This is a genomic window from Arthrobacter sp. MYb227 (assembly GCF_002975435.1).
In the GTDB taxonomy this organism is placed as follows: domain Bacteria; phylum Actinomycetota; class Actinomycetes; order Actinomycetales; family Micrococcaceae; genus Paeniglutamicibacter.
This window is the reverse complement of record NZ_PCPT01000004.1, coordinates 154,583-175,679: the sequence shown is the minus strand read 5'-3', so window position 1 is coordinate 175,679 and position 21,097 is coordinate 154,583. Positions and strand designations below refer to the sequence as shown.

Below are 21,097 nucleotides of genomic sequence, written 5' to 3'. Positions count from 1 at the left end.
GGGGCTGGGCTCCGCCGTGGCTGCCCGCCGAACCTGACGTACGACTCTCACCGCATCCGACTCTCCATGCATCATTGCCCAGTGGCGATAGAAAGGGGCAGGGGCTGTTGATTCCATGGATTCGGGATGTTCATGCCGCGGTAACAGTAGCGTGTGACCGTGACCGTTGAGGCCCCGGAATATCGTGCTTTTGCAGTGACAAATTGCCATCCATTGGTACAGAATCTATGTTTCATGTCATGTATCTTCAGTCGTCCGGGTTTCTTCTTCAACCATCTCCAGACTCGGTGCCATGCGTAGGTGATGATGCTTCCAAAGACACGCTTCGAGACGCCGTAGCGGAAATAGTTGGCCCACCCGGCCAGGATTTGGTTGAGCCGCATGGATAGCTCGGTAAAGTCCTGATGCAGGGTTAATCTGTGACAGGTTTGTGCGATCTTTGACTGCACCGATACGATCGATTTCCGTGACGGCACCGTGTAGACGTAGAACTTGTTTGTCCCGCGCTTGCGCCGCCGTTGGATCGTGAATCCGAGAAAATCAAATCCTCGATCGATCGGGGTAGTCCCGATCTTCTCTCCTACAAAATTCCAGCCCCAGCGGGGCCAGAACCTCACCGATCTCTTCCTTCAGGGTTTCCGCGTGGTTGATGCTGCCTCTGATCACGCAAACGAAATTGTCTGTACAGGTAGAGTGCTGGATTATGCCGACCGGAGGCGGAATCCCGTTTGATTCCGTGGTTCCCGGGCACGGGTAGTCGACATAACCCTCGGCGCCGAGTTCGTGTTCTTCTGATACTTAGGCCGTCATGTCGGCGACCTGGCTATCAGGAGGAAATCATGGAAAACGACATCAGCCACGACTGGCCGGTTAGGCCGGAGGATCTGTTGGACGAATACCGCCGATAGCTTCGTGAGGAGCGAAGGCTCGCCACCGAATCCGTACGATGCTACGCCCAGCAGTCAAGGAAATTCCACGATTCGTTGGGTAAATGGGAAGAAACGCTATTGCGCGGATTGGTGTTGGCTGACATCACTTCGTACGTTGCCCGGTACTGCGACGATCAGCGCAGCTTCTGGAGGGCGAAGGCTCACGTCACTGCACTGCGGTCTTTTCTGCGGTTCCTCCACACGAACGGGACGATCTCGTCCAACTTGGCACCGGGCGTTCCGGGGGTTGCTGGGTGGAGGGTCAGCCAGCTGCCCCGGGCTCTGCCTCGGAAACACGTTGAAGCACTGTTGGAATGCCACGATACAGATACGGTCACCGGACTGCGAGACCGGGCGATGCTGACCTTATTGGCCGTTCTGGGCCTGTGCGGCGCCAAAGCGGCTGTACTGGGCTTGGACGATATTGATTGGTATGCCGGGCTGGTCACGGTTGTTGGCAAGGGGTCTCGGTCCGAACAGCTGCCCCTGTCCACCGCTGTCGGTCAGGCAATGGCCGATTACCTGCTGAAGGGCCGTCCGTCAGACAACGGGTGCAGCACGCTTTTGCTGACATCTCGGCACCCCTATCGGCGGCTGACTCCATCAGCGGTGCGGGCGATCACAGGCAGGCCTGCGTCAGGGTCGGCATCGACCACGCCGGCGCGCACCGATTTCGGCATACCTTGGCCACCGATCTGTTGCCGGCCGGTGCGTCTCTGCCCGACATCGGCCAAGTCCTGCGGCATCGCAGCCAGCTCTCCAGCACCATTTACGCCAAGGTTGACGACGCCAATCTGCAGGAACTGGTCCGTCCCTGGCCGGGAAACCCCACGTGTGAGGAGACGGAGAAATGATCATCCCCTACGCGTGCGCGCCGAGGCATACTTGGCCATGCGGCGGTCCCTTGGTCAAGCTTACGAGCTTCGGAATGATACTGATGAACTTCATCGACCATCTCGAATAGCAGAACGTACCGGTGATTACGACCGAATGGGCCATTGCCTGGGCCAGGGCAACTCCCGCATTCTACGAGCGAGATCCGGTGGGCACGCCGTATGTTGGTCGCCTGGATTTTCGCCCTGCACATGCGGGTTTTGACCCGCACACCGAGATCCTGGCATCCGATATCCCCTCCCACTACTGTCGCGTGACACCGCATCTCTACACGCCGGAAGAAGTCACGTCATTGTTGGAAGCGACGAGCTCCCTGCGTCCGGAACTGCGCGGCCTCACCTATGCAACGCTTTTGGCCCTGCTCAGTGTTACTGGCTTGCGCACTGGCGAGGCCTGCCGGCTCAACGATGCCGACATCGAAAGCGGGATACTGCAGGCCAAAGACAGCAATTTCGGCAAGTCCCGCGATATTCCCATCCACGAAACCACCCTCACAATACTTCGCGCCTATGCAAAGGTACGGGACCGACTGCGGACCACGACAACAACTTCGGCGCTCTTCATTACGGGGCGCGGAACCAGGCTTTATGCTTCCAATCTCGGGAGAGCCTTCAGTCGGCTGCGTAAGTTGGCAGGTATCAGCACCAGTCCCGAGGCCAGACCCACCCGCCTGCATGATTTTCTGCATTCCTTTGCCACCGACACCCTGCTGGACTGGTACCGGTCCGGCGAGGATGTCCAAGCAAACTGCCGCTATTGAGCGCTTACCTAGGACACGCCGATCCGAAATCAACATACTGGTACTTGTCCGGTGCACCCGAGCTGATGGAACTAGCAGCCAACCGGATCAACGGGGTGATTGGAGGGACCAGCAATGAGGGAGCTCCCAACGCTGTTACAGGGCTTTTCCGTAAACAAGCTCATCAGTAAACACAACGCCAGCGCCCATACCATTGCCTCTTACCGGGACACATTCATTTTCCTGTTACCTTTTGCCTCCGAACAATCAACACGCGAAGCCCACCAGCTGACCTTGGAGGATCTTGGGTCTGAAACAATCGCAACTTTTCTCACCCATCTTGAGGTGGGGTGCGGCAACTCCGTGGCAAACCGGAACATCCGTCTGGCCGCTATCCGGTCCTTCTTCCGATATCCCTCCTACCGCTGTCAGGAGCAGGTTGCCACGATCGCTAAGGTCCTGTCGATCCCGGTCAAACGCACCGCCCGGGCCGTGGTCGCCTACCTGAGCGCCGACGAAGCCAAAGCGCTCATCAACGCCACCGACACCACAAGGGGACTGGCCGACGACACCATGCGTTGCCGCATCTGGATTCATACAGGGCTTCGGGTCTTCGAGCTAACCGCCGTGACCATAACTGACATCCATCTGGGCACGGGTGCACACGTGCACTGCCGCGGCAAAGGTCGCAAGGGTCGAAATACCCCACTGTCCACGCCGACCGTGGAAATCCTCAAGAAGTGGGTCTTGGAACTGGAGAAGGAACCTTCCGGACCACTTTTCCAACTCGGCGGGAACCCCGCTCGGCCGGGACGCAGTTGCGAAGCTGCTCAAGAAACATACCGCGGAAGCGATCACGGCATGCCCGAGTCAGGCCACCAAAAACGTCACGACCTATACGCTGCGCCACACCACGGCAACGCTGCTCCTCCAAGCAGGAGTGGGCCTGAGTGTCGTCGCGATCTGGCTCGGCCACCAATCGATTGAAACAACCCAAATCTACCTGCACGCAGACATGAGACTGAAGGAAAGACCCTCGAACGTTTGGCCCCGACCTAGAGCACCGGGCACGGGCGTTACCGAGTGCCCGTTGCACTGCTCGAATTCCTCAGCAGGCGCTAACCACCAAGGATTATGCCGACCACCCGGGTCCGAGAACCACTGAATCAAGCGGGCTTCCGCCTGCGGTCGGCATAAACCGGCACTCTACATATGACGCTGATTCCCAATTTGGTTGGTGGCTTGTTCTCAATACTTCTTCTTATTGATCCACCCAATCAATCGCTCATTAGCCACCGGTAACGCGAAAGACGAAAGTGAACTGGAGACCCAAGAAATGTAAGCGGTGCAGGAATTCGCGGGACGCTCCGGCACTTTTGGTCCGGATCCGGATCTTCTAGCCGATCAATTCTCCGTGCTCGTTATGGAACTCATCCGGCAACTGAGCCAAAGCTGTGGGATAGCACCTCGATATGGTCATTCGCTGTTGGCAGCCTTATTACTCGGGCGCATCAAAAGCGTAAAGACTTCACCGGTTCCGTTGCCTGCGCCGTAATCGACCATGGCAAACAGTGGAGAAAGTCCATATCCAGCTTTGTAGGATGGTGCAGCATTTTCCTTCTTGCGAGTGCACGAGAACTAACGATGTGCCAAGCTCGATAATGAGAAGATCCTCCGCGGTGGCTCGGCGTGCTGGGTTCCGCTGGCCGGCGACCGTCCAAACCTTGGAACGCTGGCAGTGTCTGGGAAAGGCGGACACCGTACTTCGATCCCGGCTTGCTTGAAGATTTCTAAAGTACATGGCAATCTTGAGCTCATTCAGGGGTTAGTTTGGCAATATCGGGGGATGGATGCGGAACACGAGAATCAGATTGTGCAAAATCGAAGTTTCAGCGCTGTACTCCTTCAGAGCTGAGCGACAATCAGTGTGTGAGTTCGCCCTTCAACTTAGGGTTTTCCTTACGCTGTTCTCTCTCAAGCGTCTTGAAAAACCCGGTTTTCATCTTGAGTCGGACGATTCAGGGATCAACAGTTTTCGAGTCGAACCTACGTGGTCCTGCCATCGTGTCCCACGGTACGCATCAAAGTCCCTGAATTTAGGCCCCTGATGATGGAATGGCTACGGAAACAGGGCGAGACGATGCTTGGAATTTTTCTCGTGCTCATAGTTGCGGTGGGGACAATAGTCATGGCACCAGTGGTCGCCCAACAGTTGGAACGCGTTCCGTGGCTAATCTATATGTACACTGGTGGCGCTCCACTTCAAAAACAGGAACGCGAATCTGTAGATCCGCTTCCTTTCGCGACCGCGGGCCTCACGACTGAAGAACTCGTTGAGCTAGGGCTTCCCGCTGCGAGTGGACCTATTTTCAATGAAGTCGAACGAGACACGATTTTCCCCTCCGGTCACGTAGTAACGGACAGCGCAAACGAGCAGATGGTACTGTCCGCACGACGCGCGCTGTGGAAGTGGGACACCGGAACCCCCGGGTTTGGCACCGAAATCATGATCGTTGAGCTTCCGACCCGCGAGTGGGCTGAAGTACTTGGCAATATTTGGGCGTTTGAGCCGCCGGCAAGCAGTAACTACCCGAAGGGTGCGACCCAGGCTTTTGAATCTGGGCAGTTGGAGGGCGAAGAATTCGAAGTCGCCAAAGTACAGTTTATACATGATCGTCTTTGGGTGGTCGTACAGCTGGGTACTAGCCAGGCTTACGCATCCGCTGTCGCAGCCGGTACCTCAGAGCGCCTCAATACCTCTGATCTCTCCCGCCAGATGGCGCTTGCAATTGACACAAATCTCCCCGACCTCGACGACCTCGAAGGTTGGGAATCGTTGCAGACGGAGGACCTCCGTTTACTAAATGCTTCGTCGCTAGGGGTTGCGGCTGTTTTGACAATCTTGGCAAGGGCGATTGGTGCCGGGATCCTCGATCGGGGATCCCGTGAAGCGATTTCTGGCCTAACCCGCCGTCGTGTTCCTTTTCAACGAGAAGACGTAATTCTCACCCAAGCTGTACGCCAGAAGCGTGTCCAACTTTTCGTCCGAACATTCGTCCTTGCAATTTCTTCTGGCATCGGGCTGATAGCGCTGTACTTCATTTCGGGAAGCATGGAACTCATACCAATGTTTCTTATTGCCGGTCTGTTAATCCTTGCTGGCACGCTCGTCGTTACGTTCCTCCATCGGCGTTCACCGGACGAAGAACTCGGGGGTCGATGGCTCCTTGCGGAAGCTTTGGCAACGGCGCTGAGCACGACGGTTGTGGTTGCAGGAATTTTCTTCGTTGGTACTGCTGGTATTGGATTCACCATGGGGAACGGACAGCTCGTGCGAACGTTATCGCTCGTTATGCTTGTTCTAGGGCTCGCAGTTGTCGGCTTCGCGCACTACCCGGCGCAGTTCTTTCGACGTCTCGCTATGCCTGCGATAAAAAGAACGCTAGAGCGCGACAAACGTGCCCCCGTGCTTTTCCTTAGATCCTTTCAAGACGACGATCTATGGGTACGTATCCACCCGAGCTCGCGCCCGAGCCCGGCGATGCGCCTTGCTCTTCTCAATGACAGTACGTTTGAAGATCTAATTGCTTGGCAATCAGCACGTGTTGGGCCCGTGATAGCAATCGGTCAACCCGGAACCCGTCTACAGCCTCTGGGTGCCGTCCGCGATTACTTTAGTGACGACGAATGGCAGACCGCTGTGCTTAGACGTATCAACATCGCGTCGGCCGTCGTCTTCGTCGTAGGCCGTTCGCCGGGTGCGCAGTGGGAGCTTGCCCAACTTCGTGAGCGCGGAGCACTTGGCAAGACAGTTTTCGTTTTCCCGCCTGTACCCGAGAAAGAGTTTGAAAAGCGCTGTTTTGTACTCTGTACCGGTCTGGGACTCCATCCCCTCACGCTCAACAGCAACATCGCGAAAGGAATGCGGCTTGTTGCCATGCGGATCGGGTCTACAGGAGAAATTGTCCGCTACTTTGCCGACTCTCGTGACGACATCGCGTATAAAATAGCGCTGGAGAAAGGGCTCGCCGAAGCCGTTGCCGTACGAACTGTTATCCGGACCCCCGCTGGAGCACGAGCAGACCTCGCAGATGCTACAAAGGCGAAGACTCTGCTCGCTAGCTATGATCCCACCAGAAAACCTGTGCGCAGCAGCGACCCCTTCCGACGGGCGCTCGGATTCTTCCTGAATATTACAAACTGAGCAGATCTGCGAGGCGCCAGCTGGATGCTGGTTAACGCCCTATACCCAGATAACCAACGGGCCACTCCAAACTACGAGTCCCAAGGGGGCTGGACATGGAATAAGACAAATCCCAGATCCGCATCGAGAACACAGCAGGAGTAATCGCCACCTTACGCAACATCGACATAACCCTGCTCTAACGGTTAGATTGCCAAATAGCTGTTGGTAGAGCTGTTCCGGTGAACTGATGTGTAACCTCGCTACATGGACACGGATCTAGTCTCTTCGTGTACAACGAACCTCATGCCTTTGTATGTAGCCGGAACGAAACTACCAAGAAGCCAGAACAGGACTACCTCCTGAGCTATTTGGCAAAGAATCGGCGGCGATCCATACACGTTCCCATGCTCCGTTATACATGCTGTTTTGTAGATCTGTCGCCAACTGCGACGGTGAGTTCCAAACTGGAGTGTTCGGATTTCCTTCGGAAAATATAGTGAACGTCTTTTGAAAGTTTGCATAAGTATTGACACCCATAGGAATTATTGATTTTATTTTTGTGATGAACCATCCGTGGGAAGGGGTGGATTTTTGGTTTCCATTCAAGCTTGATTACTTATGATTCCAATTGTTAAAAATAATCACAAAAATAGACACTATTTGCCATCCGATAATATCGTTTCATCGAATCTCCATGCAAATAAATATTGTTATATTAAGTGATTAAATTCAGTTAGCTAATGGAGTAATTACCTCGACCTTGTTTCTCAAGTTAGCTTGACTGCGTATTCGTCGTCAATGACTTATCTCCCGGGCAAAGGATTCTTTGGATCGTAAGCTGATTTTTTAGTTGATGTATGCCGGAATTTTCCGAGTAACTATCTGTCAGCTGAGGACCCGCACTCATAGAAAAATTCATGTGTCATCCCGACAACTCGAATAACGGATGCCTTCACTAATTGGTGAAACTATTGCTTTGTAGATAAAAATGTGCCAAATAATTTCCTGCGTAATCATCCGATGCATCGGCCGTGCGCGTCACTGCGTAAATAGTGGTTCAGATCACGCGAATTTCCGATAATGTTGCTTCAGACAAGGTATTGGCAATTTTTAGACGACGTTCTTCAGATGCGGTTGAAGAGCGACCAGTAGGGGGAAATATGAGCCTTTCGCGAACCGTAGCATGGGTTGTTGGTGACCTGCTTCTTGCGGGGGCAGTAGGGATAGCTATGTATGGATCGCTACAGCACCCTACTGATCAGTCGGGGCTGTTTTGGAGCCCAAGCTCTCCATTTCTGCTTGTACTGGCGCTCATTGGTGGAGTGATCGCTTTTTGGGCATGGGATCAGAGTGAAGGTAAGCATCGAAAGGGTGGATTCCTGCGTATCGTAGGCGTTCTGAGCCTCGGAACCATACTCCTAGGAGCGGCCTCATATTGGTATTGCTACCCAGAAAGGATGTTTTTCTGGGCACCCATTTTGGAGGGCCTTACTTTATTCACTGGTAGTTATGATGATCCATTTGGCGGTGTTGCATTACCTTGCCCATCCAGTCTGCCTGTCGGTCTGCAAATGGCCCGTGTTGGCGCATTCATGACAATTTTTGCCAGTGTTCTGGGCCTCCTTACTGGTTATCTAAAGAACGTTTCCGACAGGTCTTGGGTTCATTGGCGAACTAGTCACACAATTGTGGTGGGAAGTGGGTCCGCGGGATTGGCGACTAGTCCTATTGAGATAGCTGAAGATGTCCGGAGCTTTATTTCAATGAAGAAGAGGCTGATTTTACCCAGCGTAGGATTATCTGAGCAGGAGATAGCGCTCCTAAGACGTAATAATACGAGCATAATAGAACTAAATATGTCGATGCATGAAACCATCAATAAGAATTTAGCCCGCATATCTCAGAGAACTTCTTCAATCTTCTTTATTGATTCAAATCCCGAGGCAAATATCGACAATTTTGAGACATTTATCGCAAGTAGAGATACTGCTAAATTTACGAAAAATGAAATTGTTCATGGTATTTTACGAATCGATGATCACTGGCGGGGTGATGAGTATAGGCGTAATAGTTTAAATATTTCGCCAAATTGTTTTGTTGATGTAATTAGTGTCTATTCTTCGACTGCACGAATATTAGCCGAGCGGCTGCTTCAGGAGAATGTTTCGGAAGTAGTTATTTTGGGTCAGAGCCCTTTGGTCCAAGCATTGCTTTCTGAATTTGTGATACGTGATCGTGAGGCCGCTGGTATTCAACAAACGGAAGAAACTTCGATTGCCAGTGTCCACGTTGTCGGTGCGCGGGCGGAAGACTTGGTCAGAGATTACGAATTGTTCCAGCGCCGCTTTGGTAGCTGGAACAGCCGACATCAAGTTAAACATGTTCCTATCGAACCATCGTTTGAGACACTCGCTTCAATGCAAGGCGGTGACAAACGGATTGCCATCATTTACACGGAGGAACCCTTCGGTGGCTCAGCCCAACTTCCCCAACAACTTGCCGTGCGTTATCCCAAATGTCTGCAGTATCTATTCAGCCGATCGATCAGCGGCATCTCTGGCCAAGCGATGCTTGGATCGCTCTACGGGTTTGGCTTTACGTTGGCTCTTGAGGAGGGATTTACTTCTGGGATTTGGGGCCGGATGGCGCGACTGAAACACCAGCGATTCTTGAACGATATTGGAGAGCCACCGACTACGACGATCGCTTCACGAAAACCGTGGGATATGGGATTAGATCGATTTTATAAATTGGGCAATGTTCGACCCATTCTCAACCTTCTCTACGCAACTTCAACCTTGGGAATGAACTGGCTTCCAAATCAAGCCGCTGCCCATGCGTCGCAGATGCGGGCACGAATTAGTCAAGGCGAGCTCGCTCAATTGGCGAGGTCAGAGCACGATTCGTGGGTCGATTACATGTCAGGAGCCGGGTGGTCTAATGGAAAACGGAACGATGCTTTGAAGAGGCATCCAGACCTAGTTCCCTGGGCTGCACTGTGCCAAGAATCTATCAGGAAAAATGTGGCAGGTGTATTCGACACCATGGAATTATTAGCTCTCATGGGGTTCCATCCATACCGTATTTCAGGCAAAGACCAAGATGCCAATGGGTGGGCGAGGTATGTGCGTTTCGGAGAAGTAGAAGCCGCGCTCTTGACGGTTTCGACGACTTGGAAGACAGATAACGGTGATGTATTAGTCGGTGATGTAGGAGACTGGGAAATCAGCCATGAAGGTCGAAAGTGGACTGTCAAACCAGATGTCTTTACTAAGAGTTACAAGTTTGTTGGGGAAAAGCGTTGGCAGCGGATTGGAGCTGTATTTGCTCGTACTTCTTTAACGGATGATCACTTAGATACGTTGGAAGGTGAAGCCTCGTCGAAACCGAAAGACATGATTTTGTTTGGACTGTTAGGTGAAACCTGGGCAGTTTCGCCTGAGGAATTCCACCGTAGTTATCGAGAGGATCTATGAAGTATTCAAAGTACTTCGTAGCGAAGTCCCTCAGCCCCTGTTGACCATCCACCAGTTACATCCAGAATCAAGCTGGCCCGAAGAATCTAGTGTTACAGCAGGCTTGAGAAATTAGCCGCTTGAGGATCCGTTCTTTCAGGCGGTATTGCCTAGCCTGCCACAAGTACGCAAAAATCGTTGCCTTCCGGGTCGCTCATACACACCCAAGAAACTTGGCCCTGGCCCAGATCAATCTCGCGCGCTCCCAAACCAATCAACCGTGCAACCTCCGCCGCCTGATCATTACCCGCATAGGGTTTCAGATCAAGGTGCATGCGGCCGGTTGAACGAATTGGTGCATCGGCGCGCAGAAACTCGAGATACGGGCCCACGCCCGCGGCGGAGCGGAGCGAGACAAAATCGGTGTCCGATTCGATCAGGCTCCAGTCGGTGGCCTGATCCCAAAATTTCCCCAGGGTCTGCGGTTTCTGGCAGTGCACAACGACCGCGGCAATCGGGCCGGTATCCTTATAGATCGCCCGCGGCTCCAACACACAGAACAGATTGCCTTCCGGATCGCTCATGACTGCCCAAGGCACATCACACTGTCCAATATCGACGTGCGTTGCTCCAAGAGAAACCAATCGTTCAATGAGCTTGGCCTGATGCTCCAGCGAGGTCGTGGCAAGATCCAGATGCGCCCGGTAGGCAACGGTCTGTGGATCAGGCACCCGAACAACATCGATGCTTAGCGCCGTGGGCTCGGGCCAAGTAAAGTTTGGTGGTTCAATGTTCATGACCCCGGGCGCCTCGCTGGAAATTTCCCACTCTAGGGCGCGGGCCCAAAAATTGCCCAGGGCGATTTCATTGCGTGCCTTGAAGTTCACTTGTACCACTCGTAGTGCCATAAATTCAGAGTTTATACCCACCACAAAGCGGTGGGTAACCCCCTATGCGGGTCAAATAATTCTTTGGATCAAAGGGTGCGTTTTAGTCGGTAAACGCCGGAATCTTGCCCGTCACTAAGCGTGTGTATAGGGCCTGATCCCAAGCGTGCTGCAATAGCTCCGCGCGCACCTCGCCCTGCTGGGTGGCCGCCGCATCACGCAACAGCAGTGCTAGTTGTTCTTCGCCGCTGCGGGCAGCATCCATGGGGTTGGCCGCAGCATCCTGGGGCAGGGTGTAGGCGGGCTCGCGCAGTGGAACACATTCACCAACGCCCGAAAATTGGGTTTCGATGTTGGTTCCCAAAGCAACAAGGTCATCGGAACGCTCACCGGCGGTGTTGCGCAAAGACCCGGAGGTGCGGGATTCGGCAACGTTGTAGGCATACCCCAGTCGGTAGGCAGCATCGGCGAGTTGACCGAGTACAATTCCGGAATCCGGCATGGTTGGCTCGGTCGAGTTCCCTAGCTCGGGAGTCTCCGGCACGGGGGAGTCGGTTCCCGGTTCCAGTGGGCATTGGGCGAGCACGAGATCCGGCAGATCCGTGGGACTGATCTTTGCAAGCTTCGGGGTGGGAAGCGCATCGATCTGCGCTTTGGTTCCGCCTGCCGCCTGCAGTAACGTGCGGGCCTGAAGAATCAATTCAAAACCGGTAGATGATTCCGAGCGTGAACGTTGGCCCGGTGCCTCAACGGATGCCTGCACCAATCCCACTCCGGAGGTTGCCAATTGGTTGGCAAGCTCCTTGGCAGAAGCAGCGCTCAGTGGTGTGACCGGCTGCGCAGAAGCGGTGCCAGATTCGTTTTCTTCCTCAATTACCGGGGCAAAATACTCGGGTGTGAGTAAACGAACATGCTTGGTGAGCATGGTCTGCGTGGAGGAATAGAGTTGAGCTAATTTGCCACTGGCGGAGGTGCCCAAAGAGTCATTGGTAAGCGTCACAGAATCAAGAATTGGACCAAGCTCATCGCCGGGTTCCGGGATCACCTCAATGACCGGCTCGGTGCCTAAGATCCGTTGCCACGCTTGAGAATCACGCTTGAGATACACCCCAACTCCCAGTGTTCCAGCGGCAATTGCCAGTACCGAAACCACACCAAGTACGCGCGTTGCTGCCGTGGGTTTTTTGGGGGAGTGCTGAGTGCGCGTTCGCTGAGGCGCCGAGTGCTTTTCCATCCCTTCGATCATCCCATGTACCGGCCAAATGGCCATTTCGGGGAAGCGGGGGCAGACGGATGCGGGCAAAAGTCGATACTCTTATATGCACAACATCGAATAGTGGGAGGACTTTCATGACCGGCAAGCCGGCAGACATCCAGCAAGAGGCAGCACGCCTTACCGAACTACTGGAGCCCACCGTCGCCTCCCACCAGCTGATCCTGGAAGAAGTTCAGGTTCGCATGGCCGGTGGCCAGCGGATCGTACACGTAGTAGTAGATCTACTTGAGGGCACCGGGGGCGTAGAGCTAGACCAGGTTGCCGAGGTTTCACGCTCCATCTCCGAGGCTCTCGATAGTGATCCCAAGGACACCGCGGAACCGTACGAACTTGAGGTTTCCTCACCGGGTGTTTCGCGCCCGCTGACCGAACCCCGTCACTGGCACCGCAACCTTGGCCGCATGGTGAAAATCAACATGATCGGCGAAGAAAACCTGCTTGGCCGCATCACCGAGGTCACCGAGACGGGAATTACCCTGGTTCCGGAGATCGAGGTCAAGAAGGGCATGAAGCCCAAGACCGGCGAAGCCCGAAACATTGAGTTTTCTTCGATCCGCCGCGGACACATTGAAGTTGAATTCTCCCGCGCCGAAGAAGCAGACCTGCAAGAACTAGAACTTGATAACTACGAAGAAAACTTGGAGGCCTGAGTTGGATATTGATATGAGCGCGCTGCGCATGCTCGAAAAAGAACGCGAAATCCCCATCGACGTTCTGATCCCCACCATTGAGCAAGCTCTGCTGCTGGCCTACCAGAAGTCTCCGGGTGCCATGCCACAGGCTCGCGCCGTGGTTGACCGCCGCAATGGTCACGTAACCATCTTCGCCACCGAACTTGAAGAAGACGGCACGGTTGTTGGCGAATTTGATGACACCCCCACCGGTTTTGGTCGCATTGCCGCCTCCACCGCACGCCAGATCATCCTGCAGCGCCTGCGCGATGCAGAAGACGACAACGTGGTTGGCGAATTCAAGAACAAGATCGGCGAGGTAGTCTCCGGCCAGATCCAGCAGGGTAACAACCCGATCATGGTTCAGGTCAACCTGGGCACCGTTGAGGCATTGTTGCCGCCACCGGAGCAGGTACCGGGCGAGAAGTACCCGCACGGTAACCGCATCCGCTGCTACGTAGTTGATGTAACCCGTGGCCCCAAGGGCCCGGCAGTTACTCTTTCACGTTCGCACCCGAACCTGGTTCGTCGCCTCTTTGAGCTCGAAGTTCCGGAAATTGCCGATGGCGCGGTTGAAATCGTGGCACTGGCTCGCGAAGCCGGCCACCGTTCCAAGATTGCCGTGCAGGCAAACATCGCTGGCGTTAACGCCAAGGGTGCCTGCATCGGCGAAATGGGTTCACGCGTGCGTGCCGTGATGACCGAACTGGGCGACGAGAAGATCGACATCGTTGATTACAACGAAGATCCGGCCAAGTTCATTGCCTCGGCGCTTTCCCCGTCCAAGGTTGTCTCGGTGGAAATCACCGATGAGGCAACTCGTTCGGCTCGCGTTGTGGTTCCGGATTACCAGCTCTCACTTGCCATTGGCAAGGAAGGGCAGAACGCTCGTTTGGCTGCAAAGCTCACCGGATGGCGCATTGACATCATTTCCGATGCGGTTGCCAACTAGCCGCTAAGGCATTTTGCTTTAGAACGTAATCCGTCGCTGCCTAGGGCCCTGGGGTGATCATTTTGGTTGCCCCAAGGGTTTTGAGGTGGTGACGGATTTTGTTTGCCTTGAGATTTATCCGGTTTCCATTCCCACCCGTGGGGTACGTGTCCTAGGGCACGCTCCGGGGGAGAAGGAAACGCGATAGACTTATAGGCGGTCCACTGTGTAAGTGGTTAAACGCAAGTGCGGGAGAAGAGATACGTGTCAGTGCAGCAACAGCCGCAGCGCACGTGTATTGGATGCCGCAAGGTTGTGGACCAAAATCAGTTGCAACGCTGGGTGCTTGGCAACGTGGATGGTAGAAATATCCCCGTTCCAGATCCTACCCGGCGGTTATCCGGTCGCGGTGCTTGGTTGCACCCCCATCCGGAATGTGCCGAATGTGCCATCAAGCGCGGGGCATTTCCCAGGTCTTTTAGGACCAAGGTAGATGTTTCCTCGTTGCTCGAATCACCGGAAGCCAAGGTGCGGACCCAAACCGGGGAAAGCACCTTCACAGTCGTCCAACCTGAAAGCGGGTCAGAAATCTGATGGAAACCCGATGAGTTCCAAGCGATGAGCGCCTAACGATGAACACATCAGTTATGCGTCGCAACGCCTGTGGCACCCCTACTGGGTGCTGGGCAAGACAGCAAAAGACGGCTCGTGCACTAACTTTCTAAAAGTGAGCGCGGGCCTTCAGACAGGAGAAATGTGGCTAAGGTCCGCGTACACGAGCTCGCCAAAGAGCTCGGAATCACTTCAAAGGATGCAGTAGCAAAACTGCAGGAAATGGGCGAATTCGTCCGTTCCGCATCCTCAACTATCGAGGCACCGGTCGTGCGCAAGCTGCGCGCCGCGTTCCCGAATGCTGCTCCGGCAGCTCCCAAGGAAGCACCGGCCGCCAAGAAGGCACCGGCAGCATCCGCAACCCCGGCAGCAGCAGCTGCTCCGGCTGCCCCTAAGGCAGCTCCGGGCCCGAAGCCAGCAGGCTTCAAGCCGGCCCCAGCAGCTCCGGCAGCTCCGGCAGCTCCGGCAGCAACAGCTCCGGCCGCTCCGGTCGCCCCTGCAGCCCCAGCCGCTGCGGCTCCGTCGGCTCCCAAGCCGGCAGGTGCTAAGCCAGGTGGCCCGCGTCCGGGTAACAACCCATTCGCTTCCCAGCAGGGCATGCGCGGCGCCGGTGAAACCGATCGTCCGGCCGGCCCCCGTCCGGGTGCCAAGCCAGGTGGCCCGCGTCCGGGTAACAACCCATTCGCTTCCCAGCAGGGCATGCGTTCGGATCGCCCATCGGGCAACGGTGGCCCACGTCCGGGCGGCCCACGCCCAGGTGGTCCACGTCCCGCAGCGGGTGCCGGCGGTCCTCGCCCGGCAGCTGGCGCAGGCGGCCCACGTCCAGCCGGTGCAGGTGGCCCACGTCCGGCAGGCGCCGGCGGTCCACGCCCAGCAGGCGCAGGAGCAGGTCCACGCACCCCGGGTGGCGCACGCGCTACTCCGGGTATGATGCCTAACCGCACCGAACGTCCGGCTCCGGCCGGCGGTGCACGTCCAGGTGGCGCAGGTGGCCGTGGCGGCCCGGCACGTCCGGGTGGCGCACCAGGAGCCGGTGGAGCACCGGGTGCCGGTGCCGGCGGCGGCGGCTACAAGGGCGGCGGCGGTCCAAACCGTGGTCGCGGTGGCACACAGGGTGCCTTCGGTAAGGGCGGCGCGGGACGCGGCAAGCAGCGCAAGTCGAAGCGCGCTAAGCGCCAAGAGCTTGAGCAGATGAGCGCTCCGAGCTTGGGTGGCGTGTCGGTACCTCGCGGTAACGGCAGCACCGAAGTTCGCCTGCGCCGTGGCTCGTCGATCACCGACTTTGCTGACAAGATCAATGCAAACCCGGCAGCACTGGTTACGGTTCTCTTCCACTTGGGCGAAATGGCTACCGCCACTCAGTCCCTGGATGAGGCAACCTTTGAGGTCTTGGGTACCGAGCTTGGCTACACCGTTACGGTTGTCTCGCCGGAAGACGAAGAGCGCGAATTGCTTACTTCGTTTGCCATTGACTTGGATGCCGAGATCGATGCAGAAACCGAAGACATGCTCGAAGAGCGTCCACCGGTTGTCACCATCATGGGTCACGTTGACCACGGTAAGACTCGCTTGCTCGATGCGATCCGTAAGTCAAACGTCATTGAGGGCGAAGCCGGCGGCATCACCCAGCACATCGGTGCTTACCAGATCCACCACATGCATGAAGAGCGCGATCGTGCGATGACCTTCATTGACACCCCGGGTCACGAGGCGTTCACCGCCATGCGTGCTCGTGGTGCCAAGGTCACCGACATCGCCGTTCTGGTTGTTGCCTCGGACGACGGCGTCATGCCGCAGACGATCGAAGCACTCAACCACGCCAAGGCCGCCGGTGTTCCGGTTGTCGTGGCAGTGAACAAGATCGATAAGCCTGCCGCTAACCCGGACAAGGTCAAGGGCCAGCTGGCCGAATACGGTCTGGTTCCCGAAGAATACGGTGGCGACACCATGTTCATCCACGTCTCGGCCCTGCAGAAGATCGGTATCGACGAACTGCTCGATGCCGTACTGCTCACCGCAGATGCCGCGTTGGACATGCGTGCCAACCCGGATAAGGCCGCTCGCGGTATTGCCATCGAAGCGAACCTTGATAAGGGTCGCGGCGCCGTGGCAACCGTACTGGTTCAGTCCGGTACGCTCGCCGTGGGTGACACCATCGTTGCAGGTACCGCTCACGGTCGTGTGCGTGCCATGTTCAACGAAAACGGTGAAAACCTTGACGTTGCACTTCCATCGCGTCCGGTTCAGGTCCTTGGCCTGTCCTCGGTACCGCGTGCAGGTGACACCTTCCTGGTGACCGATGACGAGCGGACAGCTCGCCAGATCGCCGAAAAGCGTGAGGCAGCAGACCGCAACGCGGCTCTTGCCAAGCGTCGTAAGCGCATCACCCTGGAAGACTTCGACCAGGCAGTTGCCGATGGCAAGATCGACACCCTTAACCTCATCCTCAAGGGTGACGTTTCCGGTGCCGTTGAAGCCCTGGAAGATTCGTTGCTCAAGATCGACGTGGGCGAAGGCGTGCAGCTGCGCGTTATTCACCGCGGCGTGGGTGCGATCACCCAGAACGACGTCAACCTCGCCACCGTGGACAATGCCATCATCATTGGTTTCAACGTCCGTCCGGCCGAGCGTGTCGCCGAGCTTGCCGATAAGGAAGGCGTTGACATGCGCTTCTACTCGGTCATCTACGGCGCCATCGACGACATCGAACTGGCACTCAAGGGCATGCTCAAGCCGGAATACGAAGAATTCCAGCTGGGCACCGCCGAGGTCCGCGAAGTATTCCGCTCCTCGAAGTGGGGCAACATCGCCGGTACCATCGTGCGCAACGGCACCATCAAGCGAAACACCAAGGCTCGCCTGGTTCGCGATGGCAAGCTCATCGCCGAAGGCCTGCAGATCGATTCGCTGCGCCGCTTCAAGGACGACGCAACCGAGGTCCGCGAGGGCTTCGAGTGTGGTATCGGTCTTGGCTCGTTCAACGACGTCAAGGACGGCGATATGATCGAGACCTACGAGATGCGCGAAAAGCCGCGCGTCTAGTCCTCTCGAGGAACCGTGTTTGATGTATAGCGTGGCGGCCGCACTCCTACATTGTTAGGGGCGGCCGCCACGCTACTCAAATGCACCAACCAAAAGTTTTCAAGGCCCTAGGTGCCTTGTGAACCTTGAACTAGAAGGAGCGATCATGGCTGACTCGGCTCGTGCCGCAAAACTTGCCCAGCGCATCAAGGTGGTTGTTGCCCAGGCATTGGGGAAGGCAGTAAAGGATCCCCGCGTGGAGGCCATTACGGTCACCGATGCTCGGGTAACCAACGATCTGCAGCACGCAACTATTTACTACACGGTCTTCGGTGACGATGAGGCAAAGTCGGATGCCGCCAAGGCATTGGATAAGTCCCGTGGTGTCCTGCGTAAGGAAGTTGGAAAGAACCTGACGGTTCGTCTGACTCCTACCCTTGAGTTTGTTGCGGATGAAATTCCTGTCAACGCCTCAAACCTTGAAGCTTTGCTCAAGGTGGCCAAGGCCAAGGACGCAGAGGTGGCAGCCCTTGCCGAAGGTAAGACCTTCGCAGGCGAGGCAGACCCGTACAAGCACGATGAAGAAGAAGACGAAGACGCCTAAGGCGTAAGTCTTTTCCCCCCGAAAGCATTCGGGGGCAGCAAGAACCCCCTGAAACTATGGTGACCGCACAATGGTTGCCGTTGCAGGGGGTTCTTACTTTTTAGTGCTTAGATAGCGAGTCGCTCTCTGGCACTCTAGCCGTTATTTGGCGCCATGGGTGCCCCGATCCCCGGATTGATTTGATACGGTCCGGAGGCCGAAGGCCGCACATCAAAATCAAACATTGAGGTCGGCAGGTACACGGTCGAGCAGGAGTTCGGGATATCCACAACGCCCGAAAGCCTACCCTCAATCGGAGCTGCACCCAGCAGCAGGTAGGCCTGCTCCGGGGCGTAGCCAAACTTGGTCAGGTAATCGATGGCGTGCAGGCAGGCCCGCTGGTAGGAAAGGTGTGAATCCAGGTACTTCTGTTCCCCGTCAAGGGTCACCGAGGTGCCGGAGAATGCCAACCATTCGCTGAACTGTGGATCCACCCGGCCCGGCATGAAGATCGCGTGCTCGGCAACCCCATAGGTTTCCATGCCGCCTTTGATGATATCCACGCGCAAATCGATGAAGCCGCCCATTTCGATGGCACCACAGAAGGTGATTTCGCCATCTCCCTGGGAGAAGTGCAGGTCACCGACCGAGAGATTGGCTCCGTCAACAAAGACCGGATAGAAGATTCGTGAACCCTTGGAAAGGTTCTTGATGTCCTGGTTACCGCCGTTTTCCCGTGGTGGTGCCGTGCGTGCTGCCTCGCCACCCACGCGGGCCCATTGGTCCCGGGGGAGTGAACCAAGTATCGCGTGTTCGGCCTCCGGGGGAAGTGCCAGTGGTGGCATGCGGTGGGGGTCGGTGGCAATCAAATCGCCTTCGCGCTTGTTCCACTTGGCAAGGAGTGCCGCGGAAGGCGCGGTGCCCATGAGACCGGGGTGGATGATGCCTTCAAACTTGACCTCGGGCACATGCCTAGATGTTGCAACCTGACCGCTGAATTCCCAGACGGCCTTGTAGGCATCGGGGAATTGGTCAACCAGGAAGCTGCCACCGTTGTTTTTGGAGAAGATGCCCGTGTATCCCCAGCCCTGGCCCGCAAGCGGGCCGGAGTCTTCCTGCGGGATGGGTCCCACATCGAGGATGTCGACGATCAGCAGGTCACCGGGCTTGGCCCCTTCGACCCGGAAGGGGCCGGAGAGTTTGTGGACGGTGAGCAGTGGAGCATTGAGCATGTCTTCGGCTGAGTCATCATTTTTGATGGCGCCGTCAAACCATTCGCGGCAGTCAACCCGGAATGAATCTCCGGGTTTGACCGTGGCGACCGGTGGGATTTCTGGGTGCCAGCGGTTGTGTCCGAGTTTCTCCTGATCTTCGAACTTCTTGGATGAATCGAGAGGGAACAGTACTTCAGGCATTGCATTTCTCCTAACGAACTCTTCTGTGGATCTCTAGCTCTTCACCGGTTTAGGACCGTGGAAGTTTTTGATGCAGCGGGTTGTGCGTATACCGCGTGGAAGGTGACCTGCCGGAGGAAGGCAGCCGGTTTGAGACCACCTCGGGTTCGTGAGCGCTGCGTTTGGTTGAATCGATAAGTTTGAATTGTGCCGAGTTGGCAATTGAGAGTTTGGGTGCGGTAATCCGGCGCCGGGATTCCTGGCCGCATGAGGGGCATTCGAGTATCTGTGGAGCCTGGCTCATGGTGAATGTTGCCTCGAACGTGGTGCCTTCTGGACACCGGAATTCATACAACGGCATGGATGTTCCTCCTGGACTAGACACGATTAGAACGAAACTAAGGCTGTGGCGCGCACGGGGTGAAACGTCGGACCATTGATCAGGCGTCCTGCAATGCAGCGGTCGGGGCCTTACTAGCGGCTCGCCGTCCCATGGCAAGGGCAAAGAGCAGCGCGAGCAATCCGGCTGCCGCCATCACTAGCGCGTTGGGAACTGTTGAATTAAAGGTTCCGGTGAGCAATAAAAACGCGGGGATGGTTGCCGAGATGTGGGCGACGATCAGCGTGAACCACCCGGTGGCAATGGTCAGCGATTCCATGTGTAGACCCAAAACCAGGAAGAACATGAACCAGAGCACCGCCCACAGGTACCACATCACGGCGGTGAGCGGGTCCTGGAAATGTACGGCTAAGACGGTTCCAAAGAACAAGGCACACACGGTGACAAACAGTGAGAACCAACCCAGACCGTCACCGGGTAGGTTGTAAAGTCCGTCGATTCCTACGTAGAGGTAGGTGAAAGCGAAAAGGTAGAGCCCCGAGGCTCCGAAGATTACCGCGGGATCCTCATTTGCCTGAGCAATGATGATGGTGGGGAAGATTGTTTGCATGCCACCAACGAAGAGGTTCATCAGGACCCCGGACTTCGTTGGCACCTTACCAATGAGCATCAGACCATTGATGAAAAGTACGGCTCCAACGTAAAGCAAACCAACATTACTCAAGGTGAATCCTTAAAAGCGCTGAAGTGGGTGCGGATGAGGGGTGGCGCGCGGGCAAGAAATGAAACCGTTTCCCGCCAAGTGTTCATCGAGCTGGTTCTAATCTAGGCAGAGCTCCGTGACAGAGTCAATGGTCACGTTCTAGCCGAGAAACGTGAACAAATTCAGATGAGATGAAAGATAGGCCTTTGCTCAGGGCACTGCGTGGAACGCCGAGACTCATAAGAATGCGCAGTAAACACGTTCTTTCATGCCTCGGCCGCGGATCCAGAGTGCGCTGAAAATGCCAAGGTTGGCGAAATTCTTGGTGTTTTGAATGGCATATGCAGGAAAGCAGGCTGGTAGGACAAGAGGAGAAGGCCTGTGGTTACACCTACAAATAGGTGTAACCACAGGCCTTAGAACTCCCACTGAGTACCGACCCTACAAGTAGGAACCGGTGGCCCGGTGCTAGGCGG

The 21,097-nt window shown here is 55.9% G+C and carries 15 protein-coding genes and 2 pseudogenes; 11 read left to right on the top strand and 6 right to left on the bottom strand.

The genetic code is table 11. From position 1 onward, the window contains the following. Positions 1-71: 71 nt before the first annotated feature. Entirely contained in the window at positions 72-449 is a 378-nt protein-coding gene (locus CQ018_RS20825; protein WP_374954194.1) for a group II intron maturase-specific domain-containing protein, read from the bottom strand. Positions 450-1,019: 570 nt separating this feature from the next. On the opposite strand from CQ018_RS20825, the pseudogene CQ018_RS20820 reads away from it, so the two are divergent. The 6 genes and pseudogenes from CQ018_RS20820 to CQ018_RS10685 all read left to right on the top strand — a co-directional run bounded on the left by CQ018_RS20820 (position 1,020) and on the right by CQ018_RS10685 (position 10,224). Further along, positions 1,020-1,783: pseudogene (locus CQ018_RS20820) on the top strand (tyrosine-type recombinase/integrase). 122 nt (positions 1,784-1,905) lie between these two features. Further along, positions 1,906-2,583, top strand: coding sequence for a tyrosine-type recombinase/integrase (locus CQ018_RS10700; RefSeq protein ID WP_105549993.1), 678 nt, complete (start codon positions 1,906-1,908; stop codon positions 2,581-2,583). A gap of 114 nt (positions 2,584-2,697) precedes the next feature. Next, a pseudogene (locus CQ018_RS10695) lies at positions 2,698-3,324 on the top strand (tyrosine-type recombinase/integrase); the annotation flags it as partial. After that, entirely contained in the window at positions 3,221-3,727 is a 507-nt protein-coding gene (locus CQ018_RS20815; protein WP_374954193.1) for a tyrosine-type recombinase/integrase, read from the top strand. The pseudogene CQ018_RS10695 and the gene CQ018_RS20815, both read left to right, overlap by 104 nt. Before the next feature lie 942 nt (positions 3,728-4,669). Next, positions 4,670-6,766, top strand: coding sequence for a hypothetical protein (locus CQ018_RS10690; protein WP_105549992.1), 2,097 nt, complete (start codon positions 4,670-4,672; stop codon positions 6,764-6,766). 1,142 nt (positions 6,767-7,908) lie between these two features. Then, a complete protein-coding gene (locus CQ018_RS10685) occupies positions 7,909-10,224 on the top strand; it encodes a RyR domain-containing protein (protein ID WP_105549991.1) in 2,316 nt (771 codons plus the stop codon). A 149-nt stretch (positions 10,225-10,373) separates the two neighbouring features. On the opposite strand, the gene CQ018_RS10680 is transcribed toward CQ018_RS10685, so the two are convergent. Then, positions 10,374-11,111 carry a VOC family protein gene (locus CQ018_RS10680; protein ID WP_105549990.1) on the bottom strand — a complete coding sequence of 246 codons (738 nt, stop codon included), beginning with the start codon at positions 11,109-11,111 and terminating at the stop codon, positions 10,374-10,376. A gap of 82 nt (positions 11,112-11,193) precedes the next feature. Continuing rightward, entirely contained in the window at positions 11,194-12,324 is a 1,131-nt protein-coding gene (locus tag CQ018_RS10675) for a hypothetical protein (RefSeq protein WP_105549989.1), read from the bottom strand. Positions 12,325-12,440: 116 nt separating this feature from the next. Between CQ018_RS10675 and rimP the strand changes: the two genes are divergently transcribed. The 5 genes from rimP to rbfA all read left to right on the top strand — a co-directional run bounded on the left by rimP (position 12,441) and on the right by rbfA (position 18,205). Beyond that, positions 12,441-13,016, top strand: coding sequence for a ribosome maturation factor RimP (rimP, locus tag CQ018_RS10670; protein WP_105549988.1), 576 nt, complete (start codon positions 12,441-12,443; stop codon positions 13,014-13,016). A 1-nt stretch (position 13,017) separates the two neighbouring features. Continuing rightward, the gene (gene nusA / locus CQ018_RS10665) at positions 13,018-13,989 is read left to right on the top strand and encodes a transcription termination factor NusA (protein ID WP_105549987.1); all 972 of its coding nucleotides are present in this window, start codon (positions 13,018-13,020) and stop codon (positions 13,987-13,989) included. Between the two features lie 225 nt (positions 13,990-14,214). After that, on the top strand, positions 14,215-14,562 hold the full coding sequence (locus tag CQ018_RS10660; RefSeq protein WP_308729132.1) for a YlxR family protein: 348 nt from the start codon (positions 14,215-14,217) through the stop codon (positions 14,560-14,562). A gap of 162 nt (positions 14,563-14,724) precedes the next feature. Then, complete coding sequence (infB, locus tag CQ018_RS10655; RefSeq protein WP_105549985.1) at positions 14,725-17,622, top strand: translation initiation factor IF-2; 2,898 nt, start codon at positions 14,725-14,727, stop codon at positions 17,620-17,622. A 145-nt stretch (positions 17,623-17,767) separates the two neighbouring features. Further along, on the top strand, positions 17,768-18,205 hold the full coding sequence (rbfA, locus tag CQ018_RS10650) for a 30S ribosome-binding factor RbfA (protein ID WP_105549984.1): 438 nt from the start codon (positions 17,768-17,770) through the stop codon (positions 18,203-18,205). Positions 18,206-18,339: 134 nt separating this feature from the next. Here rbfA and fmdA read toward each other — a convergent pair whose 3' ends face one another. The 3 genes from fmdA to CQ018_RS10635 form a co-directional block, all read right to left on the bottom strand. Beyond that, the gene (fmdA, locus tag CQ018_RS10645; RefSeq protein ID WP_105549983.1) at positions 18,340-19,599 is read right to left on the bottom strand and encodes a formamidase; all 1,260 of its coding nucleotides are present in this window, start codon (positions 19,597-19,599) and stop codon (positions 18,340-18,342) included. Positions 19,600-19,648: 49 nt separating this feature from the next. Next, positions 19,649-19,939 carry an FmdB family zinc ribbon protein gene (locus tag CQ018_RS10640; RefSeq protein WP_105549982.1) on the bottom strand — a complete coding sequence of 97 codons (291 nt, stop codon included), beginning with the start codon at positions 19,937-19,939 and terminating at the stop codon, positions 19,649-19,651. A gap of 79 nt (positions 19,940-20,018) precedes the next feature. Further along, a complete protein-coding gene (locus CQ018_RS10635) occupies positions 20,019-20,642 on the bottom strand; it encodes an AmiS/UreI family transporter (RefSeq protein ID WP_105549981.1) in 624 nt (207 codons plus the stop codon). Between the last annotated feature and the right edge of the window lie 455 nt (positions 20,643-21,097).